Below are 18372 nucleotides of genomic sequence, written 5' to 3'. Positions count from 1 at the left end.
CCTCTTTCATCATCGTGTTGCCGGAGTATAATCGTACGTTACCCCGTTTCCGCTTGTTGTTGCCTTGTTCGCTTTGTCTCCGCGCAGATCCGCATCGCTCGCACTTCCGGCTCTTCCGACGGCAGGCGCGACATTGACGTTAAAGCACGGATGGGTCAGACAGTCCAAATTGGCTGCCGAAGGGTCCGCATAATCCGATGCATTCACGCCGAACCAGAGCCACGGAACCGTATCGATATGCGCTTTGCGGCTGTAGGGGATATTGGCAATCCCGACATTGTTAAAGTTATACGTTTCGATACCATTGACGGCGTTGCCGTTTATATTGACTCCCGCAGACGCTGCGTTATTTTGCAGCCGCGTAACATTGGCGTCTCCGTAATTGGCATCATCGTGCAGATGATTCGCATACCACTGCGGCCCGTTACGACTCGGTGTGAGCGCAATGCCGGACAGTCTTGGCGTATTATACACTTCGTACCATGCACTGGCCGTAAACGCAACATCCCCAAATACCCGTACGTCACGAGGAATCAGCCGCCCGTATGCGTGAGTAACGTTAAAATCCATTGCCCGGCTTCCGTTTGCTTCATGGGCTGCCGTAAGATCGGCTTGCATCAGACAATCCGCCGGTACCGCACACCGAATCTTCATTGCCGAAAAATCGGCTGTCCAGGGATTGGTCGGCCGCGTAACGTTTCGGTCATAGTTCAAACGGCTAACCGCCGATAATGCTCCGGTCGTATCTTTCGTGAAGTTCCCATCCTCAATCCGTACCAATGCCATGGTCAATTTGGACGTATTGACGTTAGTGGCATTACTGTCATAAATCAATCCCCCCGTACTGTTGAAATCCTGAAAACGAACCTGATAATTCGTCCCCGCCAGCGTCAGATTATTGTCGCTTTCCAAGGATAGATCCAGATCTTTGGCATAACAATCGGTGACGTAATTGGTAGTCACTTGTTTGTTGTACCCTACTGCGCTAATTCTGCCCGTGCCCCGCAACGACATATTCATTCCGTCATTGCGGCTCATATCCGACATGTACACAAAATTAGCGGCGGCGACAGGAACAGGCGTGGTACCTACCCCGAAAGAGATGTTCATATCGAATCGATACGGAAGAAACGTCAACTGATAATCACGGTATTTGAGCCCGTTTTCGATGTTGTCATGCGTGCTGTTTATCTGACAGCCGACCAGATTGTTCAGGGTTGTTCCGCTCAAGCTCACGGTCGTAGGCTGCGCAGGTACGTAGGTACTGTCCTGAATGCATTCGATCCCGCCAAGAAAATGCGCTCCGCTCTGGTGAGTCTGTTTCGAGGGATCCCAATCCACTCCGGTCCATGTCTTATCGATGATGTTCAGACGGTATTCTCCCACCTGAGACAGATTCCCGTCGGCAGAAACCGTACCGTCGAGAAGATTGAAGCTCTGCGGTTTGTCGTCCGTATCGTTGCATCCGGCTTTCGGGGTTGCAGGGTCCCACACCAACGTAATATTGAAATCGGTCCCTCCGGTTCCGAAATAGCGGGTATAACCGGGAGACGCGCCGTTATCGATGTGATTTGTCGCGTTGATGTCGTAACGGTAATCGTATCCGCTGGCAACCTTGATCCGTCCGCTCAGAGGAGCCGCAACTCCCGTATAACCCGGAGCGAACACCTGCAGGTCGGTACGGGTGGTCTGGTTCATGTCTTTCAGCGTAACGGTATAGCTTTCGGGACGAATGGCAAAATTATCGCGCGAGCAGAGTACTTCCGTCCGTGCTCCATACAAGCACTCCATGCAGATCGCCACATCTTTATACGTACTGCTGTTCCCGTTATTTGCACACGCTACAGACGTTTGATCGGTCATCTGATCATTGGACATTTTAACAAACTGCCGGCAATGCGGATAAATCTTGTGGATATCGGAGAAATTGTCGATCCGTATCCCGCTCCCTGTCGGAACGATCGTGATCAAGGAACCGTTCGCATCGTTGAGCGTATTGTACGTGACACGAAATGCGGCATTGGGAGTTGCCGTTTTAAAAAATTCTGCTGCCTGTGTTATCACCGAAGGCTCTCCCGTTATGGCATCGGATACCATCCCGCTTGCGATAGCGTTTTGTATCGTTCCCGCATTGAAATTGACTTGAGAAACGTTATTCTCAAACGCTATCCATACGCGCGGGCTGATTGCGCTGGAAGGTTCGCGGCACGCGGCGTCGACGTCATGAAACTGACTTGCATCGATCAGTTCCACCGCGACGATCGTGCTGACCGGCTGGGGCGTATCCAGCGCGGCCGGATGAAAAGAAGCCACTCTCAAATTTCCGGGCCGTTTTGTCACCTGGGTCGTCAAATCATAATAACGCGTTGCCGTCGTCGCGTCGTACAATCCCGCATCCACGACGCTGAAAATCCCCCACTCCGGCGTATAGCTGAAATTGTCCGCGCTGCACATCGGCAATCTCTCGCCCCCGACTGTCGATGAATACGGCAATGTCAGCGTCGTTCCGTCCGGTAACGGAATCGCAAGATCGTACGTGAACGTACCCACGATCGGTATATGGATGTCCCCGATATTTTTAGGGGTCAGTTCGTAATAGGCATATGCGTACTCTTTGCCCCCCATATTCCCCAAGGGAATATTTTTGATATACGTGTCGCTCACGCTGAGCGGCCATGCCGCATCGCTCTTATACGTCGGCGTATATTCGCCGGGATACGTTACGGACACGGAATCGCGTTTGTACGTTGCCTCCGTATCGTCGATGTCCAAAATGTTCAGCTGGACGTTATTGGCGCTGACATCGGACGTTTCCTGATTGCGGATATAGAGGCTGACATTGATGTCTTCCGTATTGGGCAGGTAGCCGGTGATATACGGCATGGCCGTCCCGTTATTCTCTTCGGTAAAAGGCAGCCCGTTTTGTTCATACCCGTAGTCGTAACAAAACTGCGGAACGTACAGTTCGGTCGCAAACGCGATCATCGACGGCCAGTATTTGTCCTGACTCGAGGTAAAGGTAAACCTCATCGTCGATTGTTTCGGCTTGAGATAATCGCCGATGTCGAACGTCTGGATATCGATACCGTTGTTGTTGACAAGTTCCGGCACTCTGTCATCCCCGCCGCTGATACTTGAGTTAAACGTATTATTAAACGTTGTGGCCAATGTCACCGCGGTACCCGTATTGTAATTGGTCGTCCGCAATACGTCGCCGCTGATGTGCTTATCCCCTTCGGCAGCGAATACCGACACTTCGGCGGTGATACCCGTTTTATCCGGCGTGTAAAAGCCCGTCACGTCAACATTGACACTCGGGTCATTTTGACTGACGACTTTCCATCCGTCAAAAATACTGAAACTTCGAAATTTCTCGTTTTGATCGTTCAGATTGGTGTACACGACCACCAATGTCCATGCACCGTAGGACCCGAGCGAATCGATTTTCCCTTCATAAACGGGGATATCGGCGACCGTATAGTTCCCCTCGTTCCATTTTCCTGCACCAAAATGCTCACTCACATCCGCAAACGCAGAATAGCTTGTGTATCCCGCATATCCTTCATTAATGCCGTAATCGATCCGGTCCGGCGTAACATCGGTAAAAACGTTCGATCCCTCGTCCTGACGCAGTTTGATGGTCATATTCGTATTGAGACTGCCGTTTGGAACGATGGCCTGCCAGTACAATCCGGCCCATATGACTTCCGCGCCGTTAGGCAATCGCAGTTCGGATGTCGTCGAGTTGGTCAGCCCCGGCGTCGTCGTATCGGCATGATAACCGCACAAATAGTAATTGTTGTTGGCCTGTGAAGCATCGGTGATATACGCCCCGTTGGTATAGGTACTGCAGATGGACGAGTTCTGGGTTGTCGGCGGAACCAGTACGGTGTTGCCGATCGTTTTCATGTCCCCTTTGGTGTACAGCTGTTTACGCAGGGAAAAATCCCGATAGCCGCTCGTAATAACGTCGGTAACGGTAATGCTGACCGTTGCCGTATCGGTATAGCCGTTGGTATCCGTCACCGTATAGCTGAAGGTATCCGCTCCCATGTATTCGGCATACGGAGTATAGGTAAACGTCCCGTTTGCGGCAACGCTTACCGTCCCGTGGGAAGGGGAAGTATTGGCAGTTACGCTTAACGAGGGGCCGATATCGTTGGAGAGGAGATTGCCGCTGAGCGTCGTATTTTTGACCATCGTAAACGTATCGTTTGCGGCATCCGCCGTCACAAACGTTATCACGACGTTATCGATCCACGCATCTTCGCTGCTGTAACTGGAATTCGCATGAATTCTCAGGTCCAGGTCACCGCCCGTATCAAGTACGGCATTGAGGGTGTAATGATATACTCCGTCGGTTTGCGTAAACGTAGTAGTGGCGCCGTTGGCAGTTACTCTCAGACTGTCGGTAAGTTCCCATCCGTTTGCGATAGAGACGTCAAAACTGATAATGACGTTTTTCAGGGCATAATCAGTTCCGTTAAAATTGTACAGTTTCGACGCCGAAGTGCCGTTTTCGATCTTGTACATGTCGCTGACGCGCGTTCCGCCCGCCCATCCTTCGGTATTGCTGTTAAAGTTGTCGGTTTCCAGAACAATAGCCGCTTGCAAAGACCCAAGTCCGGCTATCATCGTCATAAAAATCAATCGGATCATCAAACGCATAACACTCTCGGCTTTCATCATCCCACCCTCAAATATACATAAATTGATTCAAAATCTATCGGTTTTTATTGCCCGCAATCCGATAGTATCGGCTGATTTCTCTTCTCCTTGAATGAAAAGAAGATGCTGCCATTCATTCTAGTCACAAGCATATTAAAAACCAATTAATATATGTTAATATTTATTGGTTATTGCGTTCCTGTCAGAAACTTGGATTTTTTTTCAAACCCGTTACTTTTTAGTGTTATAATCAATTTTCAACCCAATACAAGGTGGACACAATGAACATCTCTCTCGTCGGACGCCACATCGATCTTAGCGACTCGATCAAAGATCATCTGATGCACTCTATCGACACTCTCAGCAAATATCATCTAGACCTTATCAGCGTTAATGCGGTCGCAAGTTCTAATGAACGTAAAAAAGGGGTGACGATTGAATTTACCATCAACGTCGCCGGGAAGAATACGATCGTTATTACCCAGCGCGACGACGATCTTTACGCCGCTATCGATATCGCTATCGACCGTGCCCAAAAAGCGCTCCGTCGGCTCCATGACCGCCTCAGTGATCATCGTAACGAAGGGATGAACGAAGCTAAAAATGCCGCTGCCCACAGTGTCGATCTTCACGCCGTCGGCGAAGCGATGGAAGATGAGATCATTCCGATGGAACTTGATCTATACAAACCTCAAGAAGTTGGGGAAGTATTGGAAAAACTCAAAGACAGCGGAAAACAATTCGATGTTTTTTACGATATCGAAGGAAAAATGCGCGTCCTCTTCAAACGCAACGACGGGCGGTACGGATTATATTGATGTCAAAAGAGGGCACCCTTCCCGCCCTCTCCTCTACGCCAGCCGCTTTTTTACGTCCCGCACGATTTTTTCATCGTTCCCCATATCTGCCCATCGAAACTTTTTCCCGCTCTGGATGCTCCCTTCCAGCAAATCGCCCGATGAGCGAAATTTAAGATCAAGTGCCGCAATGTCAAATCCGCTTGTACAGGCGCGGAAGGCTTCTAGGCGTTCATTTTTGTCCGTTCGATTTGAATATAGATAGCAATAGCCCTCCAATCCCGTCCGACTCACCCTTCCGCGCAGCTGATGGAGCGTCGAAAGCCCAAGCCGTTCGGCACCGACGATGACTACCGTCGATAAACGCGGCAAAGAGATGCCGACCTCCACAACGGTCGTTGCCAGCAGTATCGATCCTTTTTCCCTGAATTCAAGCAGTACCGCCTCTTTTTCCCTGTCTTTCCCGTGCGTGACGTAAACGTTTTTAAAATTTTTTTCCCAATATCCGCGCGCTTCATCAATGCTTTGGTAGTCGATCGTTTCGCTCTGCTCGACAAGGGGATAGACGATCAGTACTTGATGGTCCGATGCGATTTCGGAACGGATGTGCTCAAGCAATGCGGGGAAATCGCTTTTGCCGATAAGGGAGGTCGCAATGTTTTTCGTAAACGGGGTCTGCTGTATGAGGCTGACGTCAATGTGCGCCGAATCGATCATTGCCTGTGTCCGCGGAATCGGAGTGGCTGAAAACTGCAGTGTATGCGGCGATGTTTCGTTGTCGGTGAGCTTTGTCAGGGCATGGCGCTGTGCCGTTCCGAAACGGTGCTGTTCGTCCACCATCACCAAGCCCGATTCGGGAAGGTCGCGATGCAGCAGCGCGTGGGTTCCTATGATGAAATCGTATCCCTCCAGCGGCCCTTTTTTGGTTGCATTCGTCACCAGCGCAATTTTCAGGTCAGGAAGGAACTTGCATGCTTCCTCATAGAGCTGCGCGGCAAGAATCGTCGTCGGAGCCATCAGGATCGTTCTATGCGGACGCATCAGTACCGCAGAAGCGAGAATCACCATCGTTTTACCGCAGCCGACATCACCGACGATCATTCTGCGCGCCGCATTGGGGCCTCCGAGATCGTGTCGAATCTCGCGGATCGTCTTTTGTTGATCGTCGGTCAGCTCGAAAGGGAGCGTTTTTATCCACTTGTCAACATCCCCTCTCCCCCGATAGCGGGTCGGATGAAAGCGGCGTTTAAGCCTCAGTCGGCGCATGTAGTCGTACAATTCGGCAAATTTAAGGGCGTACAGCTGCTTCTCGTCCATAGGTTTAGGCGTGTCCGGGAAATGAAGCGCGTATATTTCCTGTGCAACCGTTTCGGGAAGGCCCTCATCAACAAGATTCGCGATTGTGACGTATTTTTCGATCAGACGGCGCATCACATCTGCGCGAAGCTGCGTTTTGTAGACAGGAATGAGCGCACCGATTTGAGACACTTTGACCGGATGAACGATCTCCCATCTTCCCTGTTCCCACATCGCCTTGCCGCTGAAAAAGGCGCGCGAACCTTGGATGAACGCGTGCATCATGTAGGGCTTAGGGTGAAAAACAATCCCTTCGATTACCTCGTCGAGGTTATGAGCGAAAAAAGTGATTTTAAATGTTTTCGGTGTACGGACGAAACGTTCCACCGTCGCATCGATGACGCAGGGGGCATTATGAACCAATGCAGCACTCAGGCGGCGGTCTTCGAACGATGCGGGGATAATGAGGGAGAGTTCGATAACGCTTCCGGCACTTATACGGCGGAATTTATCGGCATCCTCATTATTTGGTAACAATCGCATAGCTTAAATCGCGAATTTCACCGTGGCGTTTGATAAAATCGTTCAATTCCGCAAGCGTCAGGGTTCGGATCGATTCGAGTTCCTGAAGACTTGAGCCAAGCGGTTTTCCGGCGTAGTATTCGCCAAACGTCCGTCCCAACCGCTGCGACAAAGTCTCGACCCGAAGCGGCTCGGAGCCGAGCAGAAATTTGCGTGCCTGATCCAGCTCGCTTTGGCTCGCTCCTTCACGGACGAACGTGTCGATCACGCTCTCGACGGTTGCTTTGGCCTCGTTTTGAGATTCGATTTTCGTCTGAAGATAGCCGCTGAAGTAGGTGTTGGTCTTGGCAACGGAAAGACGTGAATACGCCGAGTAGGCTAATCCCCGCTTGACCCGAACCTCTTCCATAAGACGGCTTCCGAATCCGCTGGAACCGAGGATGAACATCGCAACGCGGGCTTTGAAAAACTCGGGATCGCCTTCCTTCATCGCAAAAGGGGAGCCGAAATACAAATACGCCTGCTCCGTCTGGGGACGTTTCAGAATTGATTCTTTCGGTTTCTTGCGCGGTTCGTAATGGCGCTGCGACCCCGCTTTTCCTGCCTGAAGCGACCCCAAAAGCCCTATGACTTTCTCTTTGGCCGTTTCCTTCCCAATATCTCCGCCGATAACGATCAGCGCATTGGAAAGAACCAGATGGGTTGCGGTAAATTTTTTGACGTCGTCAAGCCCGATCGATCCGATACTTTCTTTGGTACCGATATTCGGGGTTGCCATAGGCGTCCCCTCGAAAAGAACGGCTTTAAGCTCGTTCGAGGCAACCGTGTCAAAATCGGCTTCTTTCCGGGCGATCTCGCTAAGAGTGATCGTTTTGACTTTTTCCAGTGTTTTGGAAGTGAGATTCGGCTCGCTCAAAAGTTCACTCAGCAGCGACAAACCGGTATCGAATTCCTCTTTCAGGCTTCCCGTTTCGATTACAAACGTCTCGTTTCCGGCAGTAGCACTGAGTCCGATGGCGCGAGCGTCCAGAGCATCTGCAAATCCGACGGAACCGCGTTTCAGGCTGCCTTCATTCATCATTTTGGCGCTGAGGCGTGCCAGTCCGGCATGTTTTCCCTCATCGACGCTCCCGCTACCGGTGAACACGAGCTGCATCGAAACAATCGGCAAACGTTTATCTTCTTCGTATATAAACGGGATTTTGATCCCTTTGACTTCAATAAAATCCAATGTACTTGCCATGAGTGCTTGCCCTAAAAATAAAATCGCTACGAAAAATCGTTTCACTCAAACGTTTCCAAAACGTCATAGGCGGTATTTCGGATAGCCGGCGTTTCGCCGATATCACGAATCAGCCGGATCATTTCGTCTTTGGCCATCCGAAATCCCGCTCCCGCGCTACGGACGACATTTTCTTCCATCATTGTCGATCCCAGATCGTTGGCCCCGAACAGCAAAGCCATCTGTCCGATGTACGGCCCCTGCGTCACCCAAGAACTCTGGATGTTGGGGAAATTGTCCAGGTAGAGCCGTGAAACGGCCAGAAGACGCAGATACCGGTTGGAGGATTGCTTCTCGATTTCAGGGTGTTCTTCCATCAGCTGGGTGTTCTGCCCCTGAAACGACCACATGATGAACGCGCGAAATCCTCCCGTCTCATCCTGCAACCGACGGATCATATCCCAATGCTCGATAATCTCTTCATCGGTCTCGACGGTTCCGTACATCATCGTAGCCGTCGATTTGATTCCCAGTTTATGCGCTTCGCGGTGGACGCTTATCCATACTTCGCTGTCGATTTTTTTCGGGGCGATAATGTCACGGACGCGATCGCTAAGAATCTCGGCACCCGCTCCGGGGATCGAGGAGAGCCCTTTGGCGTGCAAACGCGCCAGACACTCCTGAATCGAGACATGCGATACTTTCGCGATGAAGTCCAGCTCGATTGCCGAAAAGCCGTGAATAGTGATCTGAGGGTATTTGGTATGGATGTGCTCAACCAGGTCTTCGTACCACTCGATTTTCAGCTTGGGATGGACACCGCCTTGAAACAGAATCTGCGTTCCGCCGATTTCGAGCAGCTCCTCGATCTTCTGATCGATCTCTTCGAAGCTGAGAACGTAGGCGTCCTCGTCTTTTCCGTGGCGGTAAAAGGCGCAGAATTTGCAATCGACCCAGCAAACATTCGTGTAGTTGATGTTGCGGTCGACGACAAACGTCGTAATCCCGTCCGGATGAAGTTCTTTTTTCCGGGCTGTGGCCATTTTCCCCAATTCTTTGAGATCGCCGTGCCGGATCAGTTCAAGGGCTTGTTCTTTGGATAGGCGCATGAAAGGTTACTTGTCTTTGGCAATCGCGTCAAGGACGCCGTTGATGAATTTCGGAGACTGCTCGGTGCCGAATGCTTTGGTGATTTCGATCGCTTCGTTGATAACGACAGCCGAATCGAGTTCTCCGAACATGATCTCGTACGCGCCCAACCGAAGCGTCGCCCGTTCAATCGAACCGAGGCGTTCGAAATCCCAGTCTTTGAGGTGTTTGACGATCGCTTCGTCAACTGCACCCAAATGCTCGGTCACCCCTTTGAACAGATCAAGAGCGAAATCGCGCTGCTTGTTCCGAATTTTTTTCTCTTCAAGAATCTCGTCGCTGAAATCGGCAATGCTCTGGTTCCCCAGATCGTATGCGTACAATAGGCTGACTACCGCCATGCGGGCTTGATGTCGTGTTGCCATTATTCGCCGATCGCTTGGTACAGATCCAGCATTTCGATGACCACCGTCATCGCCTCGAATCCTTTGTTACCCGCTTTGGTTCCCGCACGTTCAATCGCCTGCTCAATGGTATCGGTGGTCAACAGTCCGAAAGAGACCGGTTTTTTGTGTTTCAGGCTCACCGTAGCGATCCCTTTGGTCGCTTCGGCAGACACGTAGTCAAAATGAGGGGTCGAACCGCGAATAACCGCACCCAACGCACAGACTGCATCAAATTTACCGCTGCTCAAAAGCTGCTCGATCACCATCGGAAGTTCAAACGCACCCGGCGCCAAAACATGAGTCAAATCCTCACTGTTCCCGCCGTGGCGCGAATAGGCATCTTTCGCCCCTTCCACAAGACGATCAACGATAAAGTGGTTCCAGCGTGTACTTACGATAGCCACTTTTTTGCCCGGAATTACGTGCAATTTTCCTTCGATAAGTTTCATTTTTAGTTTCCTTTAACTGAGTCAATTTTTAACAGCGTTTCGCTTAACGCTTCAAGTTGTTCTAATTTTAGCATATTCGGCCCGTCGCTCAAAGCGCAAATCGGATCGAAATGGGTCTCGAAGAAAAATCCGTCCACGCCGACGGCCGCTGCCGCGCGTGCGAGGTGAGGAACCATCGAACTGTCTCCTCCCGTTTTCCCTGTTCCCGTTCCGGGCATCTGCACCGAATGGGTCGCATCGAAAATGACGGGAGCGAACTGGCGCATGATGACAAGGGAGCGCATGTCGACAACAAGATTGCCGTACCCGAAGCTCGATCCCCGCTCGCAGAGCAACACGCCGTGTTTTTGGGACGCTTCAAAGCTTACTTCATCGCACCCGCGCGTTTTGAGGACTTTTTTGACCGAAAACTGCATATCACCCGGGGTCATAAACTGCCCTTTTTTGATGTTGACGATCTTGTCGGTTTTCCCCGCCGCGACGAGCAGATCGGTCTGGCGACACAAAAAGGCCGGAATCTGAATCATGTCGATCACTTCGGCCGCGATGGGAACCTGATAGCTCTCGTGAACATCGGTGACGATTTTGTACCCGAAATCGTCTTTGACTTTTTGCAAAATCCGAAGCCCCTCTTCAAGCCCCGGACCGCGGTAGCTCTCCAGCGAGGTGCGGTTGGCTTTGTCGAAGCTCGATTTGAAATAAAAATCAAAACGCGGGTCGTTGTGGTAGCGTTCGAGCGATTGGGCGATTTTAAAAATCGACTCTTCGCTCTCGATAACGCACGGTCCGGCAAGAAGGATCATAAACGCTCCTGTAAGTTAATGGTCATATTGTACTGTTTTTGCCTTAGAACCCATTGAGCCGATGGCGTTAGCGCAGACGACGGCGCTGCTGAACGCCCACTGGAAGTTGTATCCCCCCAGCTCTCCCGTCACGTCGACCGTCTCTCCGATAAAATAGAGTCCCTTGACTTTCAGGCTCTCCATTGTTTCGGGATTCAGCTCGTTGCACGCCACCCCGCCCCGGCACGCTTCGGCTTTGCTCAATCCGAACGTCCCCGAAGGAGCCATCGCGTACGATCGGATACGCGAAAGCGTTTTCCACTCCTCCGGATTCAAGCGGCTGCACGGCTTGTCCTCGATACCGACCGCGTCCAAAAATCCTTTGATAAACCGTTTGGGAAGCGGCAGCGCGGTGCTGAGGAGTTTTTTCTCTTTTCGTATCCCTTCCAGATCGAAATCGGGGAGAAAATCGATCACGATCTCGCTGCGATGCCAGTAGAGCGACGCGGAGAGGACGACCGGGCCGCTGATCCCTTTGTGAGCGAAAAGGAGGTCTTCGTCCAGCGTTTTACCCGCGACGTGAATCCGGGCGGGGAAACTGATGCCGCTGAGCTCTTTCATCCAGAACTCTTTGGGCTGCAACGTCAACCCTACCAGCGCGGGTGCAAACGCAACGGTGTCAAGGCGATAGCTTTGGGCGATTCTCAATCCGATGTCGCTGGCTCCGATCTCTTTGTAACTGGCTCCTCCGGTAGAGACGACAACACTGCGGGCATGAAACCTCCCGCGATCGGTGGTGACGACAAACGGATTTTCCCCCTCCACCGAGAGTATTTTGTGTCCCAAAAGCAATTCACATCCGCGCGAACATCCCGTAAGGATCGATATCACCTCATCCGAACTTTTAGGGCAGAAATAGTACCGATCCTTGCGGATAACGGGACGAAGCCCCCTCTCCTTGAAATACTCCAGCAATCTTTTTTGCGGGAAGACACCGAGGGCATGACGCACAAGGGTTTCGTCTCCCAAAAAATGGCTTTCATCGACGTCGACATTGGTCAGGTTGCACTTGCCGCCGCCGCTGGCTTTGAGCTTCAAGGCCGGGCGCATATTTCCCTCGATAATCGCGACGGAGAGGCCCGTATTTTCCCTTAGCTGCGCCGCGCACATAAGACCTCCCGCCCCAGCACCTAGGATAATGACGTCGTAATGCTTCATCGCTTCAGCAGCCGCAGCGCCAACAGGCTAAAAAGGGTCCCCACCACCGCCACATGGGTGAACGTGACGGTCTTATGGCTCATCAGATAGTGGATCGCGATCAAAACGACGGCAACATAGACGAGCTTGTGCCACCCTTTGAATTTGGGATACAGTCCGTTCGTCGACGTGATCGCCATCAATGCCATGATGACAAAGGCCCCCATCCCGAATGCGATAAACGGCTTGCTTGACACTTCATGCAGTACTCCGGCCATGCTGAACTGCTGATCGATACCGACAAACAACAATGCATGGACGAAGAGATAGAAAAACGAAAACAATCCCATCAAACGACGGTATTTGAGTAAATTCAATTTCAGATATGTCCGCAAAGGAGAGATGAAAAGTGTGAACGCCAACAACCACAACGCACTGTTGCCGGAGAGATCGCTCATGAATTTGAGCGGATCAACGGGGGCTTTGGTCAGAACGATCGAACCGTAGTGCTCTATAAAACGCAGTATTTCCCTTAGCCACACCGGATGATACGGGGTGCTGAAACGGATGGCGGCATATACCATCGGCAACAGCGCGCCGATCCAAATTAAAATTCTCATAATTCCTCTTTCAAAAAAATGTGAGCAGGTTCATCCCTTTGTACAGATGGGCGACCTCTTTAGCGTAACCGTTGAACGCCAAAGTATCCTGTTTGAAAAATTTCCCCAGTACGCGTTCTCGTGCCTGCGACCACCGGGGATGATCGACAGCGGGATTGACGTTGGCGTAAAAACCGTATTCACGCGGTCCCGCTTCATGCCAGGTCGAACGGGCCTGCGTCTCTTTGAGGGTGATTTTCACGATACTTTTGATACTTTTAAACCCGTATTTCCACGGTACTACCAACCGGATCGGCGCACCGTTTTGGGGCAACAGTTCGTTGCCGTACAGCCCGACGGCCAGTATGGTCAGCGGATGCATCGCCTCGTCGATCCTAAGACCTTCGCGATACGGAAACGGTATCGTACCAAAAGTTCGGTTTTGTTGCGGAAATTGGGCCGGATCGAACAGCGTTTCAAATTCGACGTATTTGGATTTGGACGTTAAACCGGAGAGTTTCAGCAAGGATGCGAGGCTGAACCCGACCCATGGCACCACCATCGACCACCCCTCGACACAGCGAAAGCGGTATATCCTCTCTTCCAGCGGAATCTGTTTGATCAGCGTATCGATGTCCAGCGTCTGCGGCTTTTGCACTTCTCCGCCCACAGTGAGCGTCCATGGGCGGGTTTTAAACTTTTTTGCCAGCCGTGCGGGGGACTCTTTGTCGGTCGAAAACTCATAGAAGTTGTTGTACGTCGTAATCTGCTCATATGGCGTCAGTTCCAATGAAGAAGACTTTTTTTGATAAGGGCCCAATGCCGCCAGCAAAGGCGATCCGGCCAAAACGGCCGCCGAAGCGGCGAGCTTCATCAACGCACGGCGCTCTTGATACACCGATTCGGACGTTATTTCCGAGGAAGGAAGATAAGCATAATCTTGACGTATAAGCATGAACAATCTCTCCTTGGCTATAATTACACTAATAATATCCAAGGGTAGGTAAATGTCCAAAAAACTTCACATCGTCTCACTCGGGTGTACCAAAAATCTCGTCGATACCGAGGTGATGCTGGGACGTCTCAAAAACTACGAAATGACCGATGAAAGCACGAATGCCGATGTCATTATCGTTAATACCTGCGGATTCATCGATGCGGCGAAACAAGAATCGCTCAACACGATCTTCAACCTCGATGCGGGACGCAAAAAAGATTCGGTTCTCGTTATGGCGGGGTGTTTGAGCGAGCGCTACAAAGAGGAACTTTCCAAAGAACTCAGCGAAGTGGACATTTTCACCGGGGTCGGCGACTACGACAAAATCGACGAACTGCTCGCGGCAAAACAAAGCCGCTTTACTCCCGAAGTCTACCTAATCGACGGGGCCGAACGGGTCGTGACGGGTTCGACCTATCATGCTTACATAAAACTCTCCGAGGGGTGCAACCAGCAGTGCAGTTTCTGCGCCATCCCCTCGTTCAAAGGAAAACTCCACTCGCGCGATCTGGAGAGTATCGCAAGAGAAGTCGAGAGGCTCGTTGCGAAAGGGTACTACGACTTCAGCTTCGTATCCCAGGATTCGAGTTCCTATCTGCGCGACCAGAACATCAGCGACGGATTGATCCACCTTATCAAACGAATCGAGCTGATCGACGGAGTCAAAAGCGCACGGATACTCTACCTTTACCCTTCCACGACGACGCTAAAACTCATCAAAACGATCGGCGATTCCAAAGTATTCCACAACTATTTCGACATGCCGATCCAGCACATTAACGATGAGATGCTTCGCATCATGAAGCGTGGATTCGGAAAAGAAAAAACGCTTGAACTACTCAATGCGATGAAAGCGTTACCGAATTCGTTCGTCCGCACCAGTTTTATCGTCGGTCATCCCGGCGAGACGGATGCTATGTTTGATGAGATGGCGGCATTTGCCGCGTCATTCGGATTTGACCGGATCAACGTCTTCAGCTACTCCGACGAAGAGGGGACAAGTGCCCACACGATGAACGAGAAAATCCCGTCCAAAACGATCAACGCCCGCGCCAAAAAACTGGGCAAAATCGCTTCCGACGTCGAAGATAAAAGCCTTGCCGCATTGGTTGGAAACGACATTTCCCTTGTCATCGACGGAATGAGCGACGAACACGAATATCTGCTGAGTGCCCGCGCGCTGCTGTGGGCACCGGATGTGGACGGCGAAATCTACGTCAACGACCGTGAAATAGAGGGGGAACTCGAATACGGTGTCATCTACCGTGCCCGCGTCACCGAGATTGCCGGCAAACGCCCTTTGGCCACCGTGACGGGTCATGCGTGAACTTCTCCACGTTGATCTTCTAAAACAGGGAAAGTCCCTCCTCGCCTTTTCAGGCGGCGCCGACTCGACAGCCCTCTTTCATCTCCTGCTTGAGCAGGGGATCGATTTCGACATCGCCCACGTCAACTACCATACCCGCCCCGAGAGCGATGAGGAAGAACGCGATGCGATCGCTTTGGCCAAACGCCATAACAAACACTGTTATACCCATTCCTGCCGCCTTGGAGGAAATAATTTCGAGCACCGCGCACGTGAGGAACGCTACCGTTTTTTCAGCTATCTGATCGACAAACACGACTATAACGCTCTTCTCACCGCCCATCAGCTGAACGACCGGCTGGAGTGGCTCATGATGCAGCTGTGCCGCGGAGCAGGGTTGCCGGAATTGCTGGGGATCCGATCGCATGATCGGCGCGAGGGGATCAGCATCATCCGTCCGATACTCGAATGGGACAGAGAAAGCATTGAGCACTATCTGCACGACAATGCCATTGCCTACCATATCGACCAAAGCAATACGGACGAGCGCTACACCCGCAACGTTTTCCGTCACCGCTTCAGCGCCCCTTTGATGCGCGAATACCGCGACGCGATCCGCCGCAGTTTCCGCTACCTCGAAGAGGACACGAACGACCTGATCGAACCGATGGTGTTTGAACGCTCGGCAGAACTTTACTACGCTCCGGCTCCGGCGAATACCCGTTCCCTCTTTTCGGGCGTCGATTTCTGTCTTAAATCACTGGGTTACGTGATGAAAAGTGCCGAAAAAGAAAAACTGAAAAATCTGGACATTGCCGTGATGGGGAGAAAATACGTAGTGTGCACGGACAGAGACCATACCTTCATCGCTCCGTATTGTCCGAATGTGGTCATGGATAAAGGGTTTCGGGAAGAGTGCCGGCGTCTTGAGATCGAGCCCAAGCTGCGCGGCTACCTCTACGGCGAACAAGAGGCGTGGGAGACTATACGTCGATTAAAAGGCGCTCCAGCACCTCTTCAATGCGGTTGACGCCGACAATCTCCAAAGCATTTTTAACCTCATCGGGAATGTCAACCAAATCACGCTCGTAATTTTTTTGAGGAATCAGGGCCAACTTCATCCCCGCGCGGTGTGCGGCGATCAGCTTCTCTTTGAGTCCTCCGATCGGCAAGACGTTGCCGGTCAAAGACACTTCCCCCGTCATCGCGATGTCGGCGCGGACTTTCTTATTGGTCAGAATCGATGCGATAACAGTACTCATCGCGATCCCCGCGCTCGGCCCGTCTTTTGGGGTTGCCCCGTCGGGAACGTGGATGTGCAGATCGAAGCGCTTATAACTTTCGCTCGCTTCGGGTGCGGTGTCGCTTTCGCGCTCGGTCGTATTCAAAGGTATGATCGAGTGGTCGACGCTCAGCTTTCCGTCGTCGATCAGCGTTTTCACAACCGAAAGGGCGATACGGGCCGATTCTTTCATGACATCTCCCAGACTTCCGGTGAGCTGAAGATTACCTTTGCCGTTGATACGGATCGCTTCGATTTTCAGTACATCCCCTCCGACCGCCGTCCATGCCAAACCGTTAACTACGCCGACGCGGTCTACGTGGTCGGTTCGGTCGATCTCAAACACCGTTTTATCGAGAAAATCCTTGATGTTTTTGAGGCTGACATTGACTTTCAGCGTCGAGGGTTCCTCAAGGATCTTTTTGGCCGCTTTACGAACGATATCGGCGACGCGGCGGCGTAAATTACGAACCCCTGCCTCACGGGTATATTTTTCGATCACTTCTTGCAAGGCGGTTTTCGAAATCGACAGCTCGGCAGGCTTGAGGCCGTGTTTTTTGAGCTCCTGAGGAATCAGGTACTGCTTGGCGATCTGAAATTTTTCCTGCGGAGTATACGAGCTGACCGAGATAAATTCCATCCGATCACGCAAAGGTCCCGGAATCTGTCCTACGTCATTCGCCGTTGCGATAAAGATCGCTTTGGAAAGATCGAGATTGAAATTCAGGTAATAATCCCGAAAATGGGTATTCTGTTCGGGATCGAGAATCTCCAGCAACACCGCCGTCGGATCTCCCCGATGCGATTTGGCGACCTTGTCGATCTCATCGAGGACGATGACGGGATTCATCTTCTTGGCTTCGATAACCCCCTGTACAATCCGGCCCGGCATTGCCCCGATGTACGTACGGCGGTGTCCCCGCAGCTCGTTGACGTCTTCCAGCCCTCCCAGCGCGATACGGACCAATGGACGTTTTAGCGCTTCAGCGATAGAGTTGGCCAACGATGTTTTACCGACACCCGGAGGACCTGCAAAACACAATATAGCTCCTCGCCCCTCTTTCTCGCTCATACCGCGCAGTTCAAGAAGTTCTTTGACCGAAAAATACTCCAGAATACGTTCTTTCGGCTTTTTGAGCGAAAAGTGGTCTTTGTTGAGCTGGTTTTCGACATCGTGGATATTGAGAGACTTTTTCGCCGCTTCCCCGAACGGAATTTCCAGCACCCATTCCAAATAGGTCTGCAAAATTCCCGCATCCGCGCTGTCCGGGTGCATGCGGGCAAAACGTTCGAGCTGTTTGTTGATCTCTTTGTAAGCGTCCGCGTGCATTTTTTCTTTTTTCGCTTCGAGTTTTTTACGGAACTCTTCGATCTCTTCATCCCGGTGACTGTCGGTGCCGAGTTCTTTTTGGATCTGCTTGAGCTGTTCTTTGAGAAAATACTCTTTGTTCACCTTTTCGATACGGGTATGAACTTTGGAACGGATCTCTTTTTGAAGCTTGTTGGCTTCGGTCTCTTCGATCAATTCGTCGATCAGCATCAAAAAGCGCTTCTCCGGATCACGCTCGATAAAGAGTTTATACGCATTTTCCTTTTTGATCTTGATCGAACTGCAGATCAGGTCGACAATCCGGTTGTACTCGTGGTTTTCCTCGATCGTGCGAAGCAGATCGGGAGGAAAGTAGTTGCTGACCTGTGACAGGGCCCGCACTTTTTCACG

The 18372-nt window shown here is 51.5% G+C and carries 14 protein-coding genes; 3 read left to right on the top strand and 11 right to left on the bottom strand.

Annotated features, from left to right (window positions below):
* Positions 1 to 9 precede the first annotated feature (9 nt).
* Positions 10 to 4686, bottom strand: a complete 4677-nt coding sequence (locus JU82_RS03655; RefSeq protein WP_037946607.1) for an Ig-like domain-containing protein — start codon at positions 4684 to 4686, stop codon at positions 10 to 12.
* Between the two features lie 263 nt (positions 4687 to 4949).
* Between JU82_RS03655 and raiA the strand changes: the two genes are divergently transcribed.
* Positions 4950 to 5486, top strand: coding sequence for a ribosome-associated translation inhibitor RaiA (gene raiA / locus JU82_RS03650; RefSeq protein WP_037946605.1), 537 nt, complete (start codon positions 4950 to 4952; stop codon positions 5484 to 5486).
* 33 nt (positions 5487 to 5519) lie between these two features.
* Here raiA and recG read toward each other — a convergent pair whose 3' ends face one another.
* From recG to msrP, 9 genes are read right to left on the bottom strand one after another with little or no spacing between them, the layout of a single operon-like run.
* A complete protein-coding gene (recG, locus tag JU82_RS03645; protein WP_037946604.1) occupies positions 5520 to 7304 on the bottom strand; it encodes an ATP-dependent DNA helicase RecG in 1785 nt (594 codons plus the stop codon).
* Entirely contained in the window at positions 7285 to 8526 is a 1242-nt protein-coding gene (locus tag JU82_RS03640; RefSeq protein WP_037946745.1) for a pitrilysin family protein, read from the bottom strand. The genes recG and JU82_RS03640 overlap by 20 nt, the downstream gene beginning before the upstream one ends.
* Positions 8527 to 8567: 41 nt before the next feature.
* A complete protein-coding gene (locus JU82_RS03635; RefSeq protein ID WP_037946601.1) occupies positions 8568 to 9614 on the bottom strand; it encodes a dehypoxanthine futalosine cyclase in 1047 nt (348 codons plus the stop codon).
* A 6-nt stretch (positions 9615 to 9620) separates the two neighbouring features.
* Complete coding sequence (gene nusB, locus JU82_RS03630) at positions 9621 to 10019, bottom strand: transcription antitermination factor NusB (protein WP_037946599.1); 399 nt, start codon at positions 10017 to 10019, stop codon at positions 9621 to 9623.
* On the bottom strand, positions 10019 to 10489 hold the full coding sequence (ribH, locus tag JU82_RS03625; RefSeq protein ID WP_037946596.1) for a 6,7-dimethyl-8-ribityllumazine synthase: 471 nt from the start codon (positions 10487 to 10489) through the stop codon (positions 10019 to 10021). The genes nusB and ribH overlap by 1 nt, the downstream gene beginning before the upstream one ends.
* A 2-nt stretch (positions 10490 to 10491) precedes the next feature.
* Positions 10492 to 11292: a 3-deoxy-8-phosphooctulonate synthase gene (kdsA, locus tag JU82_RS03620; protein ID WP_037946593.1), complete on the bottom strand. Its 801-nt coding sequence runs from the start codon at positions 11290 to 11292 to the stop codon at positions 10492 to 10494.
* A 15-nt stretch (positions 11293 to 11307) separates the two neighbouring features.
* Complete coding sequence (locus tag JU82_RS03615) at positions 11308 to 12489, bottom strand: aminoacetone oxidase family FAD-binding enzyme (RefSeq protein WP_037946591.1); 1182 nt, start codon at positions 12487 to 12489, stop codon at positions 11308 to 11310.
* Complete coding sequence (locus JU82_RS03610; RefSeq protein ID WP_294892094.1) at positions 12486 to 13088, bottom strand: ferric reductase-like transmembrane domain-containing protein; 603 nt, start codon at positions 13086 to 13088, stop codon at positions 12486 to 12488. Before JU82_RS03610 ends, JU82_RS03615 begins: the two co-directional genes overlap by 4 nt.
* Positions 13089 to 13098: 10 nt before the next feature.
* Positions 13099 to 14022, bottom strand: a complete 924-nt coding sequence (gene msrP, locus JU82_RS03605; RefSeq protein WP_037946586.1) for a protein-methionine-sulfoxide reductase catalytic subunit MsrP — start codon at positions 14020 to 14022, stop codon at positions 13099 to 13101.
* 52 nt (positions 14023 to 14074) lie between these two features.
* Between msrP and rimO the strand changes: the two genes are divergently transcribed.
* Both rimO and tilS read left to right on the top strand, forming a co-directional pair.
* Positions 14075 to 15391, top strand: a complete 1317-nt coding sequence (rimO, locus tag JU82_RS03600; protein ID WP_037946582.1) for a 30S ribosomal protein S12 methylthiotransferase RimO — start codon at positions 14075 to 14077, stop codon at positions 15389 to 15391.
* Positions 15384 to 16400, top strand: coding sequence for a tRNA lysidine(34) synthetase TilS (tilS, locus tag JU82_RS03595; RefSeq protein ID WP_037946579.1), 1017 nt, complete (start codon positions 15384 to 15386; stop codon positions 16398 to 16400). The genes rimO and tilS overlap by 8 nt, the downstream gene beginning before the upstream one ends.
* Here tilS and lon read toward each other — a convergent pair.
* A partial coding sequence (gene lon / locus JU82_RS03590; protein ID WP_037946576.1) for an endopeptidase La occupies positions 16354 to 18372 on the bottom strand: 2019 nt, incomplete at its 5' end. The genes tilS and lon overlap by 47 nt on opposite strands.

The sequence above is a fragment of the Sulfuricurvum sp. MLSB genome (genome assembly GCF_000747095.1).
GTDB lineage: Bacteria > Campylobacterota > Campylobacteria > Campylobacterales > Sulfurimonadaceae > Sulfuricurvum.
The sequence above is the reverse complement of the archived record's forward strand: the minus strand, read 5'-3'. Positions and strand labels throughout refer to the sequence as shown.

Bases quoted from the DNA above. Each gene is read 5' to 3' on its own strand.
- JU82_RS03655 (WP_037946607.1), bottom strand. From the start codon at position 4,686: ATGAAAGCCGAGAGTGTTATGCGTTTGATGATCCGATTGATTTTTATG.
- raiA (WP_037946605.1), top strand. From the start codon at position 4,950: ATGAACATCTCTCTCGTCGGACGCCACATCGATCTTAGCGACTCGATC.
- recG (WP_037946604.1), bottom strand. From the start codon at position 7,304: ATGCGATTGTTACCAAATAATGAGGATGCCGATAAATTCCGCCGTATA.
- JU82_RS03640 (WP_037946745.1), bottom strand. From the start codon at position 8,526: ATGGCAAGTACATTGGATTTTATTGAAGTCAAAGGGATCAAAATCCCG.
- JU82_RS03635 (WP_037946601.1), bottom strand. From the start codon at position 9,614: ATGCGCCTATCCAAAGAACAAGCCCTTGAACTGATCCGGCACGGCGAT.
- nusB (WP_037946599.1), bottom strand. From the start codon at position 10,019: ATGGCAACACGACATCAAGCCCGCATGGCGGTAGTCAGCCTATTGTAC.
- ribH (WP_037946596.1), bottom strand. From the start codon at position 10,489: ATGAAACTTATCGAAGGAAAATTGCACGTAATTCCGGGCAAAAAAGTG.
- kdsA (WP_037946593.1), bottom strand. From the start codon at position 11,292: ATGATCCTTCTTGCCGGACCGTGCGTTATCGAGAGCGAAGAGTCGATT.
- JU82_RS03615 (WP_037946591.1), bottom strand. From the start codon at position 12,489: ATGAAGCATTACGACGTCATTATCCTAGGTGCTGGGGCGGGAGGTCTT.
- JU82_RS03610 (WP_294892094.1), bottom strand. From the start codon at position 13,088: ATGAGAATTTTAATTTGGATCGGCGCGCTGTTGCCGATGGTATATGCC.
- msrP (WP_037946586.1), bottom strand. From the start codon at position 14,022: ATGCTTATACGTCAAGATTATGCTTATCTTCCTTCCTCGGAAATAACG.
- rimO (WP_037946582.1), top strand. From the start codon at position 14,075: ATGTCCAAAAAACTTCACATCGTCTCACTCGGGTGTACCAAAAATCTC.
- tilS (WP_037946579.1), top strand. From the start codon at position 15,384: ATGCGTGAACTTCTCCACGTTGATCTTCTAAAACAGGGAAAGTCCCTC.